This is a genomic window from Hymenobacter daeguensis, from assembly GCF_054780555.1.
In genome coordinates this window covers 1-15,349 of sequence record NZ_BAAGWC010000036.1, presented here as the reverse complement: position 1 = coordinate 15,349, position 15,349 = coordinate 1, and the positions used below count along the sequence as shown (strand labels likewise).

At 62.5% G+C, this 15,349-nt stretch carries 20 protein-coding genes; 5 read left to right on the top strand and 15 right to left on the bottom strand.

The features are described 5' to 3' along the window. Nucleotides 1–85: 85 nt before the first annotated feature. The 12 genes from ACYVHT_RS21555 to ACYVHT_RS21500 all read right to left on the bottom strand — a co-directional run bounded on the left by ACYVHT_RS21555 (nt 86) and on the right by ACYVHT_RS21500 (nt 8,298). Complete coding sequence (locus ACYVHT_RS21555; RefSeq protein WP_460557139.1) at nt 86–556, bottom strand: hypothetical protein; 471 nt, start codon at nt 554–556, stop codon at nt 86–88. Between the two features lie 53 nt (nt 557–609). Then, entirely contained in the window at nt 610–1,002 is a 393-nt protein-coding gene (locus ACYVHT_RS21550; RefSeq protein WP_460557137.1) for a hypothetical protein, read from the bottom strand. A gap of 274 nt (nt 1,003–1,276) precedes the next feature. Then, complete coding sequence (locus ACYVHT_RS21545; RefSeq protein ID WP_460557135.1) at nt 1,277–1,612, bottom strand: hypothetical protein; 336 nt, start codon at nt 1,610–1,612, stop codon at nt 1,277–1,279. A gap of 35 nt (nt 1,613–1,647) precedes the next feature. Beyond that, nucleotides 1,648–1,869: a hypothetical protein gene (locus ACYVHT_RS21540; RefSeq protein WP_460557133.1), complete on the bottom strand. Its 222-nt coding sequence runs from the start codon at nt 1,867–1,869 to the stop codon at nt 1,648–1,650. A gap of 20 nt (nt 1,870–1,889) precedes the next feature. Next, nucleotides 1,890–2,318 carry a hypothetical protein gene (locus ACYVHT_RS21535; RefSeq protein WP_460557131.1) on the bottom strand — a complete coding sequence of 143 codons (429 nt, stop codon included), beginning with the start codon at nt 2,316–2,318 and terminating at the stop codon, nt 1,890–1,892. After that, nucleotides 2,311–3,942 (bottom strand): DUF4153 domain-containing protein, encoded by a 1,632-nt coding sequence (locus ACYVHT_RS21530; protein ID WP_460557129.1) that lies wholly within the window; start codon nt 3,940–3,942, stop codon nt 2,311–2,313. Before ACYVHT_RS21530 ends, ACYVHT_RS21535 begins: the two co-directional genes overlap by 8 nt. Nucleotides 3,943–3,973: 31 nt before the next feature. Continuing rightward, nucleotides 3,974–4,840 (bottom strand): ferritin-like domain-containing protein, encoded by an 867-nt coding sequence (locus tag ACYVHT_RS21525; RefSeq protein ID WP_460557127.1) that lies wholly within the window; start codon nt 4,838–4,840, stop codon nt 3,974–3,976. Nucleotides 4,841–4,876: 36 nt separating this feature from the next. After that, on the bottom strand, nt 4,877–5,257 hold the full coding sequence (locus tag ACYVHT_RS21520) for a hypothetical protein (protein ID WP_460557125.1): 381 nt from the start codon (nt 5,255–5,257) through the stop codon (nt 4,877–4,879). 17 nt (nt 5,258–5,274) lie between these two features. After that, nucleotides 5,275–6,729 carry a B12-binding domain-containing radical SAM protein gene (locus ACYVHT_RS21515; protein WP_460557123.1) on the bottom strand — a complete coding sequence of 485 codons (1,455 nt, stop codon included), beginning with the start codon at nt 6,727–6,729 and terminating at the stop codon, nt 5,275–5,277. 166 nt (nt 6,730–6,895) lie between these two features. After that, nucleotides 6,896–7,189 (bottom strand): winged helix-turn-helix domain-containing protein, encoded by a 294-nt coding sequence (locus ACYVHT_RS21510; RefSeq protein WP_460557121.1) that lies wholly within the window; start codon nt 7,187–7,189, stop codon nt 6,896–6,898. Further along, nucleotides 7,186–7,869 carry a hypothetical protein gene (locus tag ACYVHT_RS21505; RefSeq protein ID WP_460557119.1) on the bottom strand — a complete coding sequence of 228 codons (684 nt, stop codon included), beginning with the start codon at nt 7,867–7,869 and terminating at the stop codon, nt 7,186–7,188. Before ACYVHT_RS21505 ends, ACYVHT_RS21510 begins: the two co-directional genes overlap by 4 nt. 168 nt (nt 7,870–8,037) lie before the next feature. Beyond that, the gene (locus tag ACYVHT_RS21500) at nt 8,038–8,298 is read right to left on the bottom strand and encodes a hypothetical protein (RefSeq protein ID WP_460557117.1); all 261 of its coding nucleotides are present in this window, start codon (nt 8,296–8,298) and stop codon (nt 8,038–8,040) included. A gap of 96 nt (nt 8,299–8,394) precedes the next feature. Between ACYVHT_RS21500 and ACYVHT_RS21495 the strand changes: the two genes are divergently transcribed. From ACYVHT_RS21495 to ACYVHT_RS21475, 5 genes are all read left to right on the top strand, one after another. Then, nucleotides 8,395–8,793 carry a hypothetical protein gene (locus ACYVHT_RS21495; protein WP_460557115.1) on the top strand — a complete coding sequence of 133 codons (399 nt, stop codon included), beginning with the start codon at nt 8,395–8,397 and terminating at the stop codon, nt 8,791–8,793. A gap of 277 nt (nt 8,794–9,070) precedes the next feature. Then, nucleotides 9,071–9,553 (top strand): hypothetical protein, encoded by a 483-nt coding sequence (locus ACYVHT_RS21490; RefSeq protein WP_460557113.1) that lies wholly within the window; start codon nt 9,071–9,073, stop codon nt 9,551–9,553. Between the two features lie 69 nt (nt 9,554–9,622). Beyond that, the gene (locus tag ACYVHT_RS21485) at nt 9,623–10,408 is read left to right on the top strand and encodes a class I SAM-dependent methyltransferase (protein ID WP_460557111.1); all 786 of its coding nucleotides are present in this window, start codon (nt 9,623–9,625) and stop codon (nt 10,406–10,408) included. An 88-nt stretch (nt 10,409–10,496) separates the two neighbouring features. Beyond that, nucleotides 10,497–11,369 (top strand): UbiA family prenyltransferase, encoded by an 873-nt coding sequence (locus ACYVHT_RS21480; RefSeq protein ID WP_460557109.1) that lies wholly within the window; start codon nt 10,497–10,499, stop codon nt 11,367–11,369. 83 nt (nt 11,370–11,452) lie between these two features. Continuing rightward, on the top strand, nt 11,453–12,097 hold the full coding sequence (locus ACYVHT_RS21475; protein WP_460557107.1) for a hypothetical protein: 645 nt from the start codon (nt 11,453–11,455) through the stop codon (nt 12,095–12,097). A gap of 75 nt (nt 12,098–12,172) precedes the next feature. Here the strand turns inward: ACYVHT_RS21475 and ACYVHT_RS21470 are convergent, their stop codons facing one another. The 3 genes from ACYVHT_RS21470 to rho all read right to left on the bottom strand — a co-directional run bounded on the left by ACYVHT_RS21470 (nt 12,173) and on the right by rho (nt 14,956). Continuing rightward, on the bottom strand, nt 12,173–12,841 hold the full coding sequence (locus ACYVHT_RS21470) for a DsbA family protein (RefSeq protein ID WP_460557105.1): 669 nt from the start codon (nt 12,839–12,841) through the stop codon (nt 12,173–12,175). Nucleotides 12,842–12,907: 66 nt separating this feature from the next. Then, nucleotides 12,908–13,312 carry a hypothetical protein gene (locus tag ACYVHT_RS21465; RefSeq protein ID WP_460557103.1) on the bottom strand — a complete coding sequence of 135 codons (405 nt, stop codon included), beginning with the start codon at nt 13,310–13,312 and terminating at the stop codon, nt 12,908–12,910. 114 nt (nt 13,313–13,426) lie between these two features. After that, entirely contained in the window at nt 13,427–14,956 is a 1,530-nt protein-coding gene (gene rho, locus ACYVHT_RS21460; protein WP_460557185.1) for a transcription termination factor Rho, read from the bottom strand. Nucleotides 14,957–15,349: the final 393 nt, after the last annotated feature.

The following is a 15,349-nucleotide window of genomic DNA, read 5'->3' as shown; positions in this document are numbered from 1 at the left end:
AGAACGGCAAATATACCAAGCCCCCCGCCCAAAAAGGCAGCCATAAGCCCGTTGCCGCAAAACGGCTGCACCGCCCAGGCAACCGCTAGTGCCGCTGCCGGCCCGCCAAAACGGCTTTGTGGTGCACGTTGCGCATGGCCTTGGCCCGGCGGCGCTGCCAGCGCCAGCCCAGCTCGCCCAGCGCCAGCAGCATAATGCCCAGGCCCAGGAAGTAGCTCCAGTGCAGCATGCGAATCTGGGCGTGCGTGGGGGCTTCCAGTTCCCGAAACAACAACCATCCCCACAGCTCATCGAGCAGGGTGAGGCCCCACACTACGGCCGCAAACATGCGCCCCACGCGGCCCAAAGCCAGCTGCCAGTGCAGCAGGTAGAGCACCACCCCGGGCAGGGCCGACAGCAGAATTAAGGGAGCCTCCCGCGCCAGCTCCGTCACCAGGGGCCAGCCCAGGAAGACGATGCTCAGGGTTTCCTTCAGCACTTGCACGGCCGCCAGGGCGCGGCCAAAGCGCGAGAGTTTCGGAGCGGTGGGCAGTGAGTGCAGGTGCGAAGTGGGCATGGCGCAGGCAGAAGCAGTGGGAACCTAGAGAGCGCCAAGATACTGACTAACCGCTAGTACCGGCGCGACATCACGCGGGTGGCCTGGCAGCGCCAGGTGAGCACCACGATGAGGATTCCTTTTACGGAATCGAGCAGCAGATTGTCGGGCTTGCCGAAGGTGTAGTAAATACCGATGCCGATGCCTATCCACCAAATTCCGAGCGAGTAGCACCAGGCCGTGTAGCTGCGCTGCCGCTGCCACACCTGTGATAAGGCCACCAGCGCCGCCAGCGACACAAACCCCAGCAGCCAGCCCAGGATGTAGGTCAGAAAAGCCGTTTCGGGGCCGTATTTCACCCCGAATTTGATGAGGGTGAAAGCCGGGGCGAAAAATGCACCGCCCGTCAGTGCTAACTCCAGGAGCAGGGCAATGAAAAGCACAACCAGGAGCAGCGTACGAGCCATGCGAAGCAAACAGTTAGAAGGGCATCACAGGCTATTCTCACTATGGGAAGCCTTACCGGGTGCCAAACTAAACAATTAACTTGATAATCCATCATTTTCGCAAAGATGCGCCTCTGTCATTATCAATTTTATTGATTGATACAGAAGCGAATCAGCAACAAATCAGCATTTCGCATCCGACAAGCTCTTATCGGAATAATCTGATTTTATCTTCGAAAATGAATTAACGAATGTTGGCTGACTTTGTCCCAATTCGAGTCTTTTGCGCATGCCGCTAGCTGCTGGCCAGTACCAGAAAGCTGATGCACAACGCCCACATCTGCATTACCGCAATGCCCATGATGGCGGCCAGCACCACGGCACGCAGCAGCAGGCGCATCCAGCCCGGGCCGGAAAAGGCAGTGGGCCAGGCCCATAAAACGACAATCACCTGCAACGCGCCGGCTTGCAGCAGGAGCGCCAGCGCCAGCCAGCTCCACTGCCGGGCCTGCGGATGATGCGGCCAGATTTCCTGGTCAAAAACCAGGCTGGCGATGGCCACCGTGCCGGCGGCGGCCGTGCCCCAGAGCCGAGCCGGCACCACCGGACACGGCAGCGACCAGCGTTGCATCGAAACAAGGTTTGGGTTACGCATTGGTTAAAAGGTTATTGGCCGGCCCACAGCAGCATTACCTGGGTGAAAGCCAACAGCAGCAGGCCCAGCAGCACGGCCGTGGCGGGCAGCACGCCGCGCACCAGCCGCCGCCAGCGCACGTCGGGCGAGGGGGCGCGCTCCTGCCAGGTGAGCAGCAGGCCCAGCGCGGCCACATCGCCGATGCAGAACAGCACGCCGAGGAAAGTGAGAGCGAATTGGGGAAGAGGAGTCATGGGTAAGAAAAAGGGTTGTGTTAGTCCCAGCGACGGCCTTCGCCGCTCAGGCTCAGGAGGCAGCCCAGCACCAGCAGCACATCCACGATAATCCAGCAGGCCATCAGGGCTTTGGCTACCACCCACCAGGCATAGGCAGCACGGTTCAGCGGGTTGGAATTGTGGTGCTTCGTGCGCTGGTAAACAGGCTCAAATCCGCCTACAGCCAACAATCTGAACACCAATGAGCTGACGATTACCAAGATGGTGGCTCCTGCCGTTAAGTCGCGGGCCGCAATCCCCTGGATTGATGTTCCAAGACCGGGAGCAAATGCCAGCGTGTTTGCCACGCAGTGCTGCCAGAATATCAGACATCCGGCAACACACACTGTTCCCCCGGTCATACTGCGCCAAAGCCATTGGTCCAGGGAATGGGGATGGCTCAAGTCGGGAGCGGTGGCTTTAATCATGGCCGCTCAATTGCTGGCTGGCCTGCCAGTCGGCGTAGGTGAAGCCCTGCCAGTCGGGGTTGGCAGCGTAATGCGCTTTCCAGGCCAGCACGGCGGCATCGATGCGGGCCTGGGCCTCGGCGGCCGCGATGGGTTTGGCCTGGCCGTATTCATCCTCGGTGGTGAGGCTGGGCGTCTGGGCCAGCTGGGCGCGATGGGCCAGCAGCTCGGGCAGCACGCGGCCGGGCATATCGAGCAGAAAGCCGATGTCGATGTTGCGGAAGCGCGGCTGGAGGTTGTATTTGGCAATCCAAACTTCCCAGTTGCCGGCGGCCAGCAGGAGCAGCACCGCGTACACGGCCAGCCCGTTGAGCCGGATGAGGCTGTAGGCCGAGCGCCGCTGCCAGATTTTGAGCAGCACCGTGGCCAGCCCAAAAAATACCAGCAGCAGGAAAAAGCACACGCCGATGCGCTTGTAGGCAATGCCGCTGTTGAGGATGTAATAGTAGTTGCGCAGGCCCACCGACACGGCCAGCACCGCGTTTTGCAGCACCCACACCGTGGCGCCCCAGCGCAGCCAAGGCAGGCCGGGCTGGTAGAAATTGAGGTTGCGGCGGAAAAACCACAGCACGATGCCCATGGCCAGCAGGATGCTGAAAATGAGCACATACGTGCCCTCGTGCACGAACTGGGCCAGGTCGAACCCTTTGGCGGGCACAAAGCCGAACCACAGCCAGTTGATGTCGATGGCATTGACGGCCAGCAGCAGCACGTTCACCAGCCCGAACACGGCCACGGCGGCCAGAAACTCCTTGCGCAGGTCGAGCGCCTTGGTTGTTTTCCAGCGGAAATCGGGCCGGCGCACGCCGAAGGAGGCCACCCGGTCGCGCTGCCGCCGCACAAACTCGCCGAAGCGCGACTCGTGGTCGGCAAACACATACACCGGCACCGCCACCACAGCCCCGGCCGTGACCACAAAGCCCAGCAGGAAAAACAGGAAGTGGGCGAAGGAAATATCCGGCAGCAGCATGGCCAGCCAGTTGCCCAGCATGGCCAGCGCCCGGCTGCTCAGGGCCTCGTAGCGCGGGTTGGCCACGGCAAACAGCAGGTGAAACGCGCCCAGAATCGCGAGCGGCACCAGCAGCAAGCGGCCGTAGAACCAGCTGCGGCGGGCGCCCACGCCGGTATTGCGGGGCGCGCGGATGCTGCGCAGCACCCGCAGCCAGGCCTGCGCCACGCTGTTGGCAGCCGTGAGCAGGGCGTAGAGCACCAGCTTCAGGTGGGGCTGATTGAGGTAGCCCAGCAGCATCAGCAGCGAGACCATGCAGGCCAGCGCGGCCACGCCGGAGCCGTACACGGCCATCATGGCGCCGCCAAACAGGCTGCCGGCCACCATCAGCCAGAAGTAGCCCGAGCGCCGCGCCGGGGCGTGGCGCGGCAGCATCAGCAGCTGCGCCACGACGATGAAAACGGTAAACACCAGCATGTTCAGGCCGCCGTTCTCGCGCCAGAACAGCCAGTCGAACAGCACCACGCCCAGGGGCAGCAGCAGTTTTTGAATGGCCGTGAGCGGGGTGACGGCAGGTTGGGCAAAAGTGGCGTGGTCCAGGGGCCACTGCTCCGCAGATTCGGCGGTAGGATTCATGATTTCGAGATTTATTAAAGTGCTTTGTATTTCAAAGTTTATGAGCAAAAAAAGAGTTGCTGGCCTGTTGCGGCCCTTGCGCAAGCGGCAGCAGTGCGGCTTGCGGTTCCGGGACGTTTGGGGGCGGGCATTGCGGCCCGGCAGCGGCCCGGGGTTGCCATTCCGGCCCGGCAAACTCCTCGGTACGCAGGGCCAGGGTGCCCAGCGGCCGCTGCATGCGCTCCAGCCGGGCATACTCGGCCGCAATGGCCCGGCAGAAGCGCCCAAAGCCATAGCCGCCGGCCCGAAACGTGCGCCCGCTGGCCGCAAAAACCACCAGCGCCGTGCCGGCCATCAGCCCCCGATAGAACTGCCGCCATAGCCACACGCTCAGCCGCCCGCGCCCAAACGACCACTGCCGAATGGCCACGCAATGAAACGCGAGGTGCATTTCCTCATCGTGCAGGATGCGCCGGCAAATCTGCCGCAGCAGGTCCGAGCCCGTGGCCTCGGCCAGCGCCCGGTAGTAGACGGCCGCCACCGTCTCAGCCGTCAGAATCACGCGCACCATGTGCTCCAGGCCCAGCGGCCGGCCCAAGGTGCGGAAAACCTCGTGCATCCAGTGCGTTTGCAGCTGGGGAATGTGCTGCTGGTCCATAAACCGCCCCAGCATGGCGGCGTGGCCCTCCTCTTCCGCAATGAACAGCTGCATGGCCGCCGCGTAGTCGGGCACGCCGTACTGCCGGGCCAGCTCCATGAGGTGGTCGCCGCCGGTCCCCTCCCCTCTTTGGAAGGTTTGGAGGGACGAGCGCACGGCGCGCAGCTCGGCCGGCGTAAGCGGCTGCGAGGTCTCCCAGGGCAGCGCGGCGCGCTGGCTGCGGTTGGCCTGGAAGTAGGTTTTGATGTCGGTGAAGGTCATTGGTTTCTTTGGCTGATGTATGCTGTACTTAGGTTTTTACGTCTTTGGACTTCCCCAATTCCCCCCTTCGCTGTTGCCAAAAAGCAGCCCCAACAATGAAAGCAGTAGAAACAAGCAGCCAATCTGAAAAACCAGCAGGACCATGAGCCAAAGCTTGGCAACCCCGAATGCCAATAGCTCATCTAGCCCTACATCATGCCTCCACCAACTGCCGTCCACGGCTTTCCACCATATCAATGAATGGGTGATAAAGGCACCACCGAAGCTCATTACCAAGCTTGCCGTGCCACCAATTTGCTCATACCATAAACTACTCATTAATAGCACCCAACCCGCTAGACTTCCTACTGTCCAGCCGATACTATGAACCAGCCATTGTCTTGGCGTGACAGATTTTTTAACTGTTGTTATTCCCATTGTTGCTAATTTTTCTTTTACCGCTGAATAACCGGAAGCGGCATCAGCATCTCAGAATCATTCGCTGGCTGGGCAATAGCAGCCGTTCCACCTTTCCCCTCCTTGCCGCGCACCTTGCTCAGAATGGCTTCCAGCAGTGGGCGCATCGAGTCGAGGTGGCGGGAATTTATCATGAAATTCCAGAGGGGCTCGAATTTTTTCCAGCCGCCGGCGTAGGCGAAGTGCTTGAGCTGGTGGCGCAGGGTGTCGTGCACGAGGCTGGCCTTGGTGATGTTGCTCCAGGAGTAGAAGTCGCGGTAGGCGCCATCGTAGCCTTCCTTGAGCTGGCGGGCGGTGAGGTGCGGCCCCGGCTGGCACACCACCGTACGAGTATCGTACTCGTTCCAGCGGCGGTGCAGCAGGCGGTTTTCGGCTTCCATGCGCTGGAACAGGGCTGTGCCGGGGTACGGCGTGGCAATGTGGAAGGTGGCCGTGGTAATGCCCTGACCCACGGCCCAGTCCACCGTGCGCCGGAACACGTCGGGCCGGTCGTCGTCGAGCCCAAACACGAAGCTGCCGTTCACCATGATGCCCAAATCGTGCAGCCGCTGCATGGCGGCGGCGTAGTCGCGGCCCAGGTTCTGGGGCTTGTTGCTGGATTTCAGGTTCACCGGGCTCAGCGTTTCAAACCCCACAAACAAGCTGCGCAAACCCGCCTGCGCCGCCTTTTCCAGCAAGCCATTATCGCGCAGAATACTGTCCACGGTGGCCGCGCCCTGAAACAGCCGCCCCATCCCGCGCATGCCCTCAAACAGCCCGGCGGCGAAGCGCGTGTGGCCCAACAGATGGTCGTCGAGGAAGTAGAGGTGGCGGCCCGGCAGGCGGTCGATTTCGGCCAGCGCATCGTCCACGGTTTGGGTGTAAAAGCCCTTGCCGCCCTCAAAAAAGGCATCTTTATAGCAGAAGTCGCAATGGTGCGGGCAGCCGCGCGTCACCACAATGGAATTGGGCACGAGGTAGCGCTCCCGCTTAATCAAATCGCGCCGGATGGGCGGAATGCCCACCAGCGTGCGCCCCGCGCCCGACACGTAGCGCGGCAGCGCCCGCCCCGCCTGCCAGTCCTTCAGAAACTGCGGAAAAATCTCCTCGCCCGGCCCCAGAAAGATGCTGTCGGCGTGCGGCGCGGCTTCGTCGGGCAGGCTCGTGACGTGCAGGCCGCCCAGGCACACATAGGCGCCGCGGGCGCGGTAGTGGTCGGCCAGCTCGTAGGCTCGGTAGGCATTGGTGATGTACACCTGAATGATAACCAGGTCGGGCGCATCGTTGATATTCAGCGTCTCCACGTGCTCGTCCTGCATGTCGGCCTCCCAGTGTGCGGGCAGGTAGGCCGCCAGCGTGGCCAGCCCCAGCGGCGGAAACAACGAATACTTGATGGGCCGCCAATACGGGCTGGTAGCTTCGGTGAGGGCGGGCAGGATGAGTTTGACGCGCATATTAAAGAACTTTGTGATTCAAAGTATATGGGCAAAAAAAGAGAGCTGAATTTTAACTGTCATCCTGAGCGGAGCGAAGGACCTTCTCACATCTGCACCGAAGGAATTACTGCAAATCGTTCTTCGGTGATAAGGTCCTTCGCTCCGCTCAGGATGACCGAGGGGTCTACCCCCGCAGCAGCTTCTCCAGCGTGGCCAGATGCTCCTGAAACGCGGCTTTGCCGGCAGCGGTGGCGGTGTAGGTGGTGTTGGGTTTTTTACCGATGAATTGTTTGCTGACCAGTACGTATTCAGCTTTTTCGAGGGCGGCGACGTGGCTGGCGAGGTTGCCGTCGGTGAGGTCGAGGGCTTCTTTGAGGTCGTTGAAACTCACCGACTCGTTGGCCAGCAGCACGGCCATCACGCCGAGGCGCACGCGGTGGTCGAAGGCCTTGTTGAGGGTGTGGATGAGGTGCTTCACGACGAGGGAACTGCGGATTGGGCCGACGCATCGGCCGCGCCCGGCCGCTCGTAGCGGTTGTACATCAGCAGGCCGTAGCCGATGTGGCCCAGGCCAAAGCCGAGCGCAAAGTAAATCAAGCCCCAGCCGGGTTGCAGCATGGCCAGCAGCCCGAGGCCGATTTGCGTGAGGCCCAGCCAGCGAATTTCGTCCAGCGTGTACTTGCTGGCGTTGAGCAGCGCCAGGCCATAAAAGACCAGCAGGCCGGGCACCACCATGCCGGCATCGCCGCCCAGGTACAGGCGCAGGCAAAACAGCCCGCCCGCCACCAGCGGCACCGCCAGCGCCACCGCCAGGCGCCGCGCCGGGCTGCTCCACAGCGTCTGGCCGGCGCGGCGGGTGCGCCGCTGCGTGAAGAAAAACGCCACCAGCAGCGCCGCCCCAATCATGCCGCCGGCCAGCAGCAGCAGAAACGGCAGCGCCGCCTGCCGCTCGGCTTCCGAGGCCTTCATCAGGCGCAGGTAGCCGTCCGGAAACTCGCTTTGCAGGTAGAAGTGCCCGGCCGCCGAGCCCAGCAGCGCCACCACGCCCGCCCCTACCCCACTCAGGCCCGAGAGCGACAAAAAGCGCGAGCTGCGCTCCATGATGGCGCGGATTTCGGTAAGCTGGGCGAGCGGGTCGGGCGAGGCGGCGGGCTTCATAAGTATCGAAGTGCTTTGTGTTGCAAAGTTGAAGAAAAGAATTGGTATGTTTGCAATGCGTCAACCAAATTTTATGGACTACCACTCACCTCACTATTTCAACTCTTGGCTACGAGGCCTGTATTTATGGCTCACAACCTGTTTAATAGGGAGTTGTTGGTGGATAAGCTATCCAGTATTTACTGACAGCCCAAGCCAATTTTCTAACGGACTATTCACGAGCATAGCTGCTTTCTTGCTGTCGGCTTTTGCTTCTGTGCTTACAATCCCATTCGCCGCGTTTCTGTTTACTGCTGCATTACCCCTCAAGCCAATAAGACGCTCTATATTAATATTTTTTGGAACCATTACTTTATGGGCATTTCCTTCTGCTTTTATTGTATCAAGTACAAATTCATTTAGCGGCTTTCTCGACTTGCTGGCTCTCACATCGCCCTATCTGGCAGCGGCTTATCTGTCGGTGGCTATTGTATATCGGCGTTGGCTATTCAAGGCCGGTAATGGTCTTGCTTCATAGCAATAGCGGTGAATAATCCCAAGCTGTTCATGCGCCAATGGCTGCTCTCCCTCCTGCTCGGCAGCGCGTTCTATGCCATCTACCAGGGCACGGTGCATTTCAGCGACTGGTGCTACCTGGGAGTTTCTACGGCAGTAGCGGCGGGCGTTTCGGGGGTTTTGGTGCCGCTGAACAAGCTATTGCTGCAGCAGTTGGCCGAACGCGGGCCGCAATGGCCGGCATTTGGCCGCTGGCTGTGGCTATTCGGCGGCATGCTGGCGCTATTCGGGCTGGCCAATGGGCTGGTGTGGCCGCTGCTGACGTGGCTGGGGCCGGGGGCGGCGTGGCCGTGGGGCGTAGCCGCGGTGCTGGTGGCCGTTCTGATGCGCTGGAATATGCTGATTCTGAACGAGCCACCGGGCAACTAGCTGTCTCAAACCGGGACAGCCGGTTTTTCGCCGAAGACTACACACAGACAGGTTCAGCCCAAATCAACTCAAAATCAGTCGGCTAGCTGGTCCTGGAACTGGTGGGTTTTCAATACCAATTTGAGAGCAGAACTTCCCAAAAATATAATTACATTCCATGCAAACCGCTCATTTACAATGATTCGTAGCTGGCACAAGTTCCCCCGATAGCTGCGTAGCGACAAGCCACAGCATTGCTGGGAATGAATTACCCTTCACTCCTTAACTCATGCACGCTATGTCAACTTTTCCTCAAACCACCGCTACCGCCCGCACCCTTCGCATCTGGCTACTTACCAACCTGGGCGGCACCTCCTGGCTGGTGCTGGACTTCTGCCGCGACTCGCCCTCCGATATCGTAGTGCCGCTGATTATTGGGGTGATGGCGGCCCTGTTGTCGTTGGCGGCCGTGCCGCTGGCCATTCCGCTGTTTGCCGTGGCGCAGCGCTACTGCACCGGCTGGAGCTGCCGCTTCATGGCTTTGGCGGTGGTGGTGCTGGGGTATGCCGCCAGCAGCTATCTGCTCCTAATCCTGCTGCCCATCGGCCCAATCAGCAGCCTGCTGAGCATTTCACAGCCTTACCTGGTAGCCACGGTACTGGCCGTGATGTGGGCTTACCGGCCCAATCAGCTGCCGCAGCATTCGTTTTCGCAGGTTATGGTGCGTTATAGCCGCGGCAATCGGCGCGTACAGATGAAGTTTTCTGGGCTGGCCCACTAGGTCGGTTTCCTTAGGCCTGCTTTCGCGAGGGGGGCGTCCGGCACGGGCATTGGCACGTATGAAACGGGCATGCGCTTACGCCTGCGACTGTTTGAGTTTGAAGATTTGCCGTGGTTTCCGGCCGTCATTCGGGCCGGGATGATGGATTACCTGCGGTTTATGATTTCGGCGCTGGGCACTTACCGGCCCATTGTGCCGCTGCTGGCCGAAGGCCTCGCCCGCACCGGCCAGACCCGGGTACTGGAACTGGGGGCGGGCGCCGGCGGCGGCACCGAAACCGTGCTGACGGCCCTGCGCGCCCATGGCCAGCCCATGGCCACCATCCTCCTCACCGACCTGTACCCCCAGCCCACGGCCTGGGCCGATATTGTGCAGCGCACCCGCGGAGCCATCGGCTTTGCCCGCGAACCGGTGGATGCGCTGGCCGTGCCGCCGCAGCTTGCGGGCTTTCGCACCATCTTTTCGGCCTTCCACCACTTCCCACCCGCCGCTGCCCAGGCACTTCTGCGCGATGCCGTGCGGGCCGGCACCGGCATTGGGGTCTTTGAGGGGGCGGGCAAGCACTGGGGCGAGCTGCTGCTGGCCGGCACGGTGCTGCCGGTGGCGCAGCTGCTGCTTACCCCGTTTTTTCGGCCCTTCCGGTTTAGCCGGCTGGTTTTCACCTACCTGGTTCCGCTGATTCCGCTGTGCACCATCTGGGATGGCATTGTGTCGGTCCTGCGCATGTACTCGCCCGCCGAGCTGCTGGCCCTGGCCCACGCCGCCGACCCAGGCAGGCACTTCAGCTGGCAGGCCGGCAAGAAGCGGCATTGGTGGGGCCCGCAGGTGACGTATCTGGTGGGCTGGCCGAAGTAGGCCGAAGTAGCGCGACCTTTGCAGCTCGCGTCCCCGCGCCGTGGCCACGGCTGTCGTTCCGGAACGCGAGCCACACAGGTCGCGCTACATGCTAACTGCTTATCGAAAAGCCCTGCCGCTGCTGCGCATCCCGTTTTCGGTGTACCTCATGCCGGTATTCTGGTTTGGGCTGAGTGCCCTGCGCGGGCCCTGGAGCGGGTGGCGGGCAGCGGGCGTGTTTGTGGTGCTGCACCTGCTGGCCTACCCGGCTTCCAACGGCTACAATTCCTACTACGACAAGGACGAGGGCAGCATCGGCGGCCTCAAAGCGCCGCCCAAAGTAACGCCGGAGCTGCTGCACCTTGTGTGGCTGTTCGATGCGCTGGCCGTGGCGGGCGCGGCCCTGCTATCGGGGCCGTTTGCTGCGCTGGTGGTGGTGTACCTGCTGGTCTCGAAGGCGTATAGCTACGAAGGCATCCGGCTCAAGAAGTACCCGCTGCTGAGCACGCTGGTGGTGGTGGTGTTCCAGGGCGCTTTCACGCTGCTGATGACGCAGGTGGGCGTGGGCGCTACGGCCGGCCAGCTTTTTGAAAACACCAACCTGCTGCTGGCGCTGGTCAGCACCTTGTTCTTGTGCGGCTCCTATCCGCTCACGCAAGTATATCAGCACGAGGAAGATGCCCGGCGCGGCGACCGCACGCTGAGCCTGCGGCTGGGCATTCGGGGCACGTTTATTTTCGCGGCCGTGGGCCTGCTGGCGGGCGCGGCGGCGCTGGGGCTGGCCTACTGGCTGCGGCAGGAAATCCGTCCGCTGCTGATTTTTCTGGTGGCCACGGGGCCGGTGGTGCTGCTGTTTGGCCGCTGGGCCTGGGCGGTATGGCACGACGAAGCGGCGGCCGATTTTGAGCACACCATGCGCATGAATCAGGTATCGTCGCTGTGCCTGAGCGCCGCCTTTATTGCCATGCTGCTGTGGCGCTGAGGCCCTGCTGAGCCGGCCGGCACGCAACTCAGCAAGCCCGTGGGGCCGTACTAGCGGGGAGTTCATTTCTAAATCCTGCTCCCATGCGCTTTTCCTGGCTTGCCCTGCTGCCGCTGCTCGCGGCCTGCAACTCCACTCCTTCGACGGTGAGCGAAAGCCCGGCATCACGCCCGGCTGAACAGCCCGCCCCACCCGCCGTGCAGGCCGACACGGCAGCCCTGCCCCCGCCCGATACCGCCCACACCAAAGCCGTTTCGGCGGTGAGCGACACGCTGCGCACGGCCCGCGCCAAACATAATTTCAGCAACCCCAAAGGCCCGGCCGATTCATTCAAGCTGGTTTTTCGGGGCAAATCGGTGCTGGAAGGCACCGGCGAATTCACCATCACCGACCCCAGCGGCCAGGTTATCTTCCGCGAAATGCTGACCGAGCCCGACCTCGAAGCAGCGCTGGTGTATGAGCTAAAAAACCCCACCGCCACCCGCGCCGAGCGCGAAGCCTTCGTGCTGAAGCGCATCGACCAGTTTTTCCAGCCCGCGCAGTTTCACGCGCCCGCCGTAGCCAAGAATGCGGCTTTCCCCGCCGGCCTCGAAAACCTGGACCGCGCTACCTGGGCCGACTTGCAGCAGCGCCCCGACGCCATTCGGTTCGGCTACCTCAAGGGCAAGGAGGACCGACGCGGCATCGCGTGGTCGCCGCTGAAAAAGCAGGTAGTCAGGGTGATGTAGGGACGCTTATTTGCGCCTCGTCGGGCGCGCCGTCCGAAAGGCCATCGGCTAATGATGAGACGCCGGGATGCGTCTCTACGCGCCTTCCTGCTGCAACAGCAGCTCCAGCCCCGCCCGCAGCTGCTCGTACGGCTGGTAGCCGCGCGCCAGCACGTAGCCCTGCTCGCCAATCCGCACCACGGCCGTAGGGAAGCCTTCGATGCCAATGCGGGCCACGGCCGCAAACTCCTGCTGCGTGGCGCGGGCGGCTTCCGGCGCGGCAAACCGCTCCTGGAAGGCCGCCCCCTCGACGCCAAACAGCTCCAGCAGGGCGTTGTAAGTGGCCGGGTCGTTCAGGTCCTGGCCGTCGCGGAACAGTGCCGTTTGCACGGCCTGGGCAAAGGCTACGGCGCGGGCCGGGTCCTGGGTGAGGTGGCGAAACGTGCCAATGGCCCGGCTGGGCGGCTCGGAGTCGTAGCGGTAGTCGCCGGCTTCGCCCAGGGCTTTAAAAGCCGCCCCGAACGGCACCCCGGTCACTTTTTCGACTTCGGCCAGCGACTGTTCCAGGTATTGCCAGGTGTCGGAAATCGGCTCCACGTCCTCGCCCTTCACCATGCCGCCGCACAGCACCGCCACATCCACGCGCCCCGCAAATTCCTGCTGAATCCGGTTGATAACCGGGCTCATGCCGTAGCTCCAGCCGCAGAGCGGGTCCTGAATGTAGAGCAGTTCGGGCAGGTTGGCGGCGGGCGCGTCAGGAGTCATTATACGGGTATGTTAATCTACAACAAAAATAGCCGGGCAGCGGGCCCCAATCAGCCATTGTGAAAGCTACAAAAAGGGCTGCTTTTTAAAGCTGACGGCCCCCATCAGGTCTTTTTCAAACACTGCCAGGCAGTTGGTCCGGAACGCGGGCGCGAAGGGCTGCGCCCCCGGCTGCACCTGCGTGGGAGCCGGGCGGTCAGCCGAAAAAAAGTACACCCGCGTATTGCCGTACTTGGTATGCGGCATGTATTGGCCGTACTGCTGCATCTCGGCCCAGCGCGTGGGGTCGGCCACCGTCACCGCGTATATGCGTTGGATGGGGCCGGTATTGTTTTCGTTGCGGTACAGGGCCACCTCCTGAAAACCACCTTGCAGGTCCTGCACCCCCGGCTCGCTGGCCGCATCCGCAATAAGCCAGATAAGCAGCAGCACGACGCCGATACCGGCCAGGAATTTCTTGTTTTTTAGCATACTCGAAAAGCAACCCGCTGCTACGGCGAAAGTTGGCCAGCGGCCAATAAAAAGCCCTGCTGATGACACATCAGCAGGGCTTTTCCTGTTTTACTACGGCTTCACTGCAGCGTTTTAGCCGTTCATGGCCAGCAGGAATTCTTCGTTGTCCTTGGTGCCTTTGATGCGGTCCTTGAGGAATTCCATGGCCTCGGTGGCGGTCATATCCGACATGAATTTGCGGAGCACCCACACGCGGTTCAGCTCGTCCTTGCTCATCAGCAGGTCTTCGCGGCGGGTGCCGGAAGCCGGAATGTCGATGGCCGGGAACACGCGCTTGTTGGCCAGCTTGCGGTCGAGCTGCAGCTCCATGTTGCCGGTGCCTTTGAATTCTTCAAAGATAACCTCGTCCATCTTCGAGCCGGTTTCAATCAGCGCCGTGGCAATGATGGTGAGCGAGCCGCCGCCCTCCACGTTGCGGGCCGCGCCGAAGAAGCGCTTGGGCTTCTGCAGCGCCCCGGCGTCGATACCACCCGAGAGGATGCGCGACGAGCTGGGCTGCACCGTGTTGTAGGCCCGCGCCAGGCGGGTGATGGAGTCGAGCAGAATCACCACGTCGTGGCCACATTCTACCAGGCGGCGGGCCTTGTCGAGGGCCATTTCGGCGATTTTCACGTGGCGGTCGGCCGTTTCGTCGAAGGTCGAGCTGAGCACTTCGGCTTTCACGGTGCGGGCCATGTCGGTTACTTCCTCGGGGCGCTCGTCAATGAGCAGCACCATGAGGTACACCTCGGGGTGGTTTTCGGCAATGGAGTTGGCTACTTCCTGGAGCAGCACGGTTTTGCCGGTTTTGGGCTGGGCCACAATCAGGCCGCGCTGGCCCTTGCCGATGGGGGCAAACAAGTCGAGCACGCGGGTGCTGATTTGCGTGGGCTTGGTGCTGAGCTTGAACTTCGAATCGGCAAACAGCGGGGTGAGGTGGCTGAACGGCACCCGGTCGCGGACTTCCTCCACGGTGCGGCCGTTCATGCTTTCCACGCCCACCAGAGCGAAGTATTTCTCGCCCTCGCGCGGCGGCCGAATGGTGCACACCACGGTATCGCCGGCCTTCATGGCAAACTGCTTCACCTGTTGCGGCGACACATACACGTCATCGGGCGAGCTGAGGTAGTTGTAGTAGGGCGAGCGCAGGAAGCCATAGCCGCCATCGGGCATCAGCTCAAACGTGCCACCGCCGGGCACCACCAAATCCAGGTCTTGGCGCTGAGGACGCTGCTGCTGGTTCTGATTCTGGCCTTGGTTCTGGTTCTGGCCCTGGGGCTGGTCGGTGCGCGGCGTACCGTCGGGATTCTGGCGGCGCTGCTGGCGCTGAAGCTCGCGCTGGGCGTAGCGCTCCTCGCGGGTCAGGTTCTGGCCATCGCGGGGTTGGTCGTTGCGGGGCGGCTGGTTATCGCGCGGCGGCTGGTTGTCGCGGGCGGGGCGCTGGTCGCGGTTGTCGCGCTCGAAGCGGTCGGCGCGGTTTTCGCGGCGCTCGCCAAAGCCGTTGCCGCCGAATTCGCGGCGGTTTTCGCGGCCGTTATCCCGGTTATCAGTGCCGTTTTCAGCAGTTTTGGCGGCAGCGGCTTCGGCGGCAGCGGCGGCTTCGGCGGCTTTTTGAGCGGCCATCTCGGCGGCGCGCTCCTCGGTGATGGGGCGGCCGGCACGGTCTACCCGCTCGCGGCGCGGGCGCTCGGGGCGGGCACCGTTGTTGGTTTCAGTGGTGGCAGGGGCTTCTGTGGCAGCCGGCGCAGCGGCCACCTCGGCAGCGGCAGGCGCATCGGCCAGCACGGCTCCGGTGGCATCGCTGGCGGGCACCAGGGCCAGGCCTTCGATTGGGTCGAGAATCTCGACGGTGGGGGCTGCGGCCGTGGCGGCTGCAACCGGCGCGGGGGCCACGGCAGCGGCAGCTTCGCGGCGCGGCTCGCGGGCCGGACGGTTGTTCTGGGGCTTGGCAGCGGGCGGAGCCACGTCGGTAAATGGCTGCTCGACGGTGCTGGGGGCCGGGCGGCGGGCAGGGGC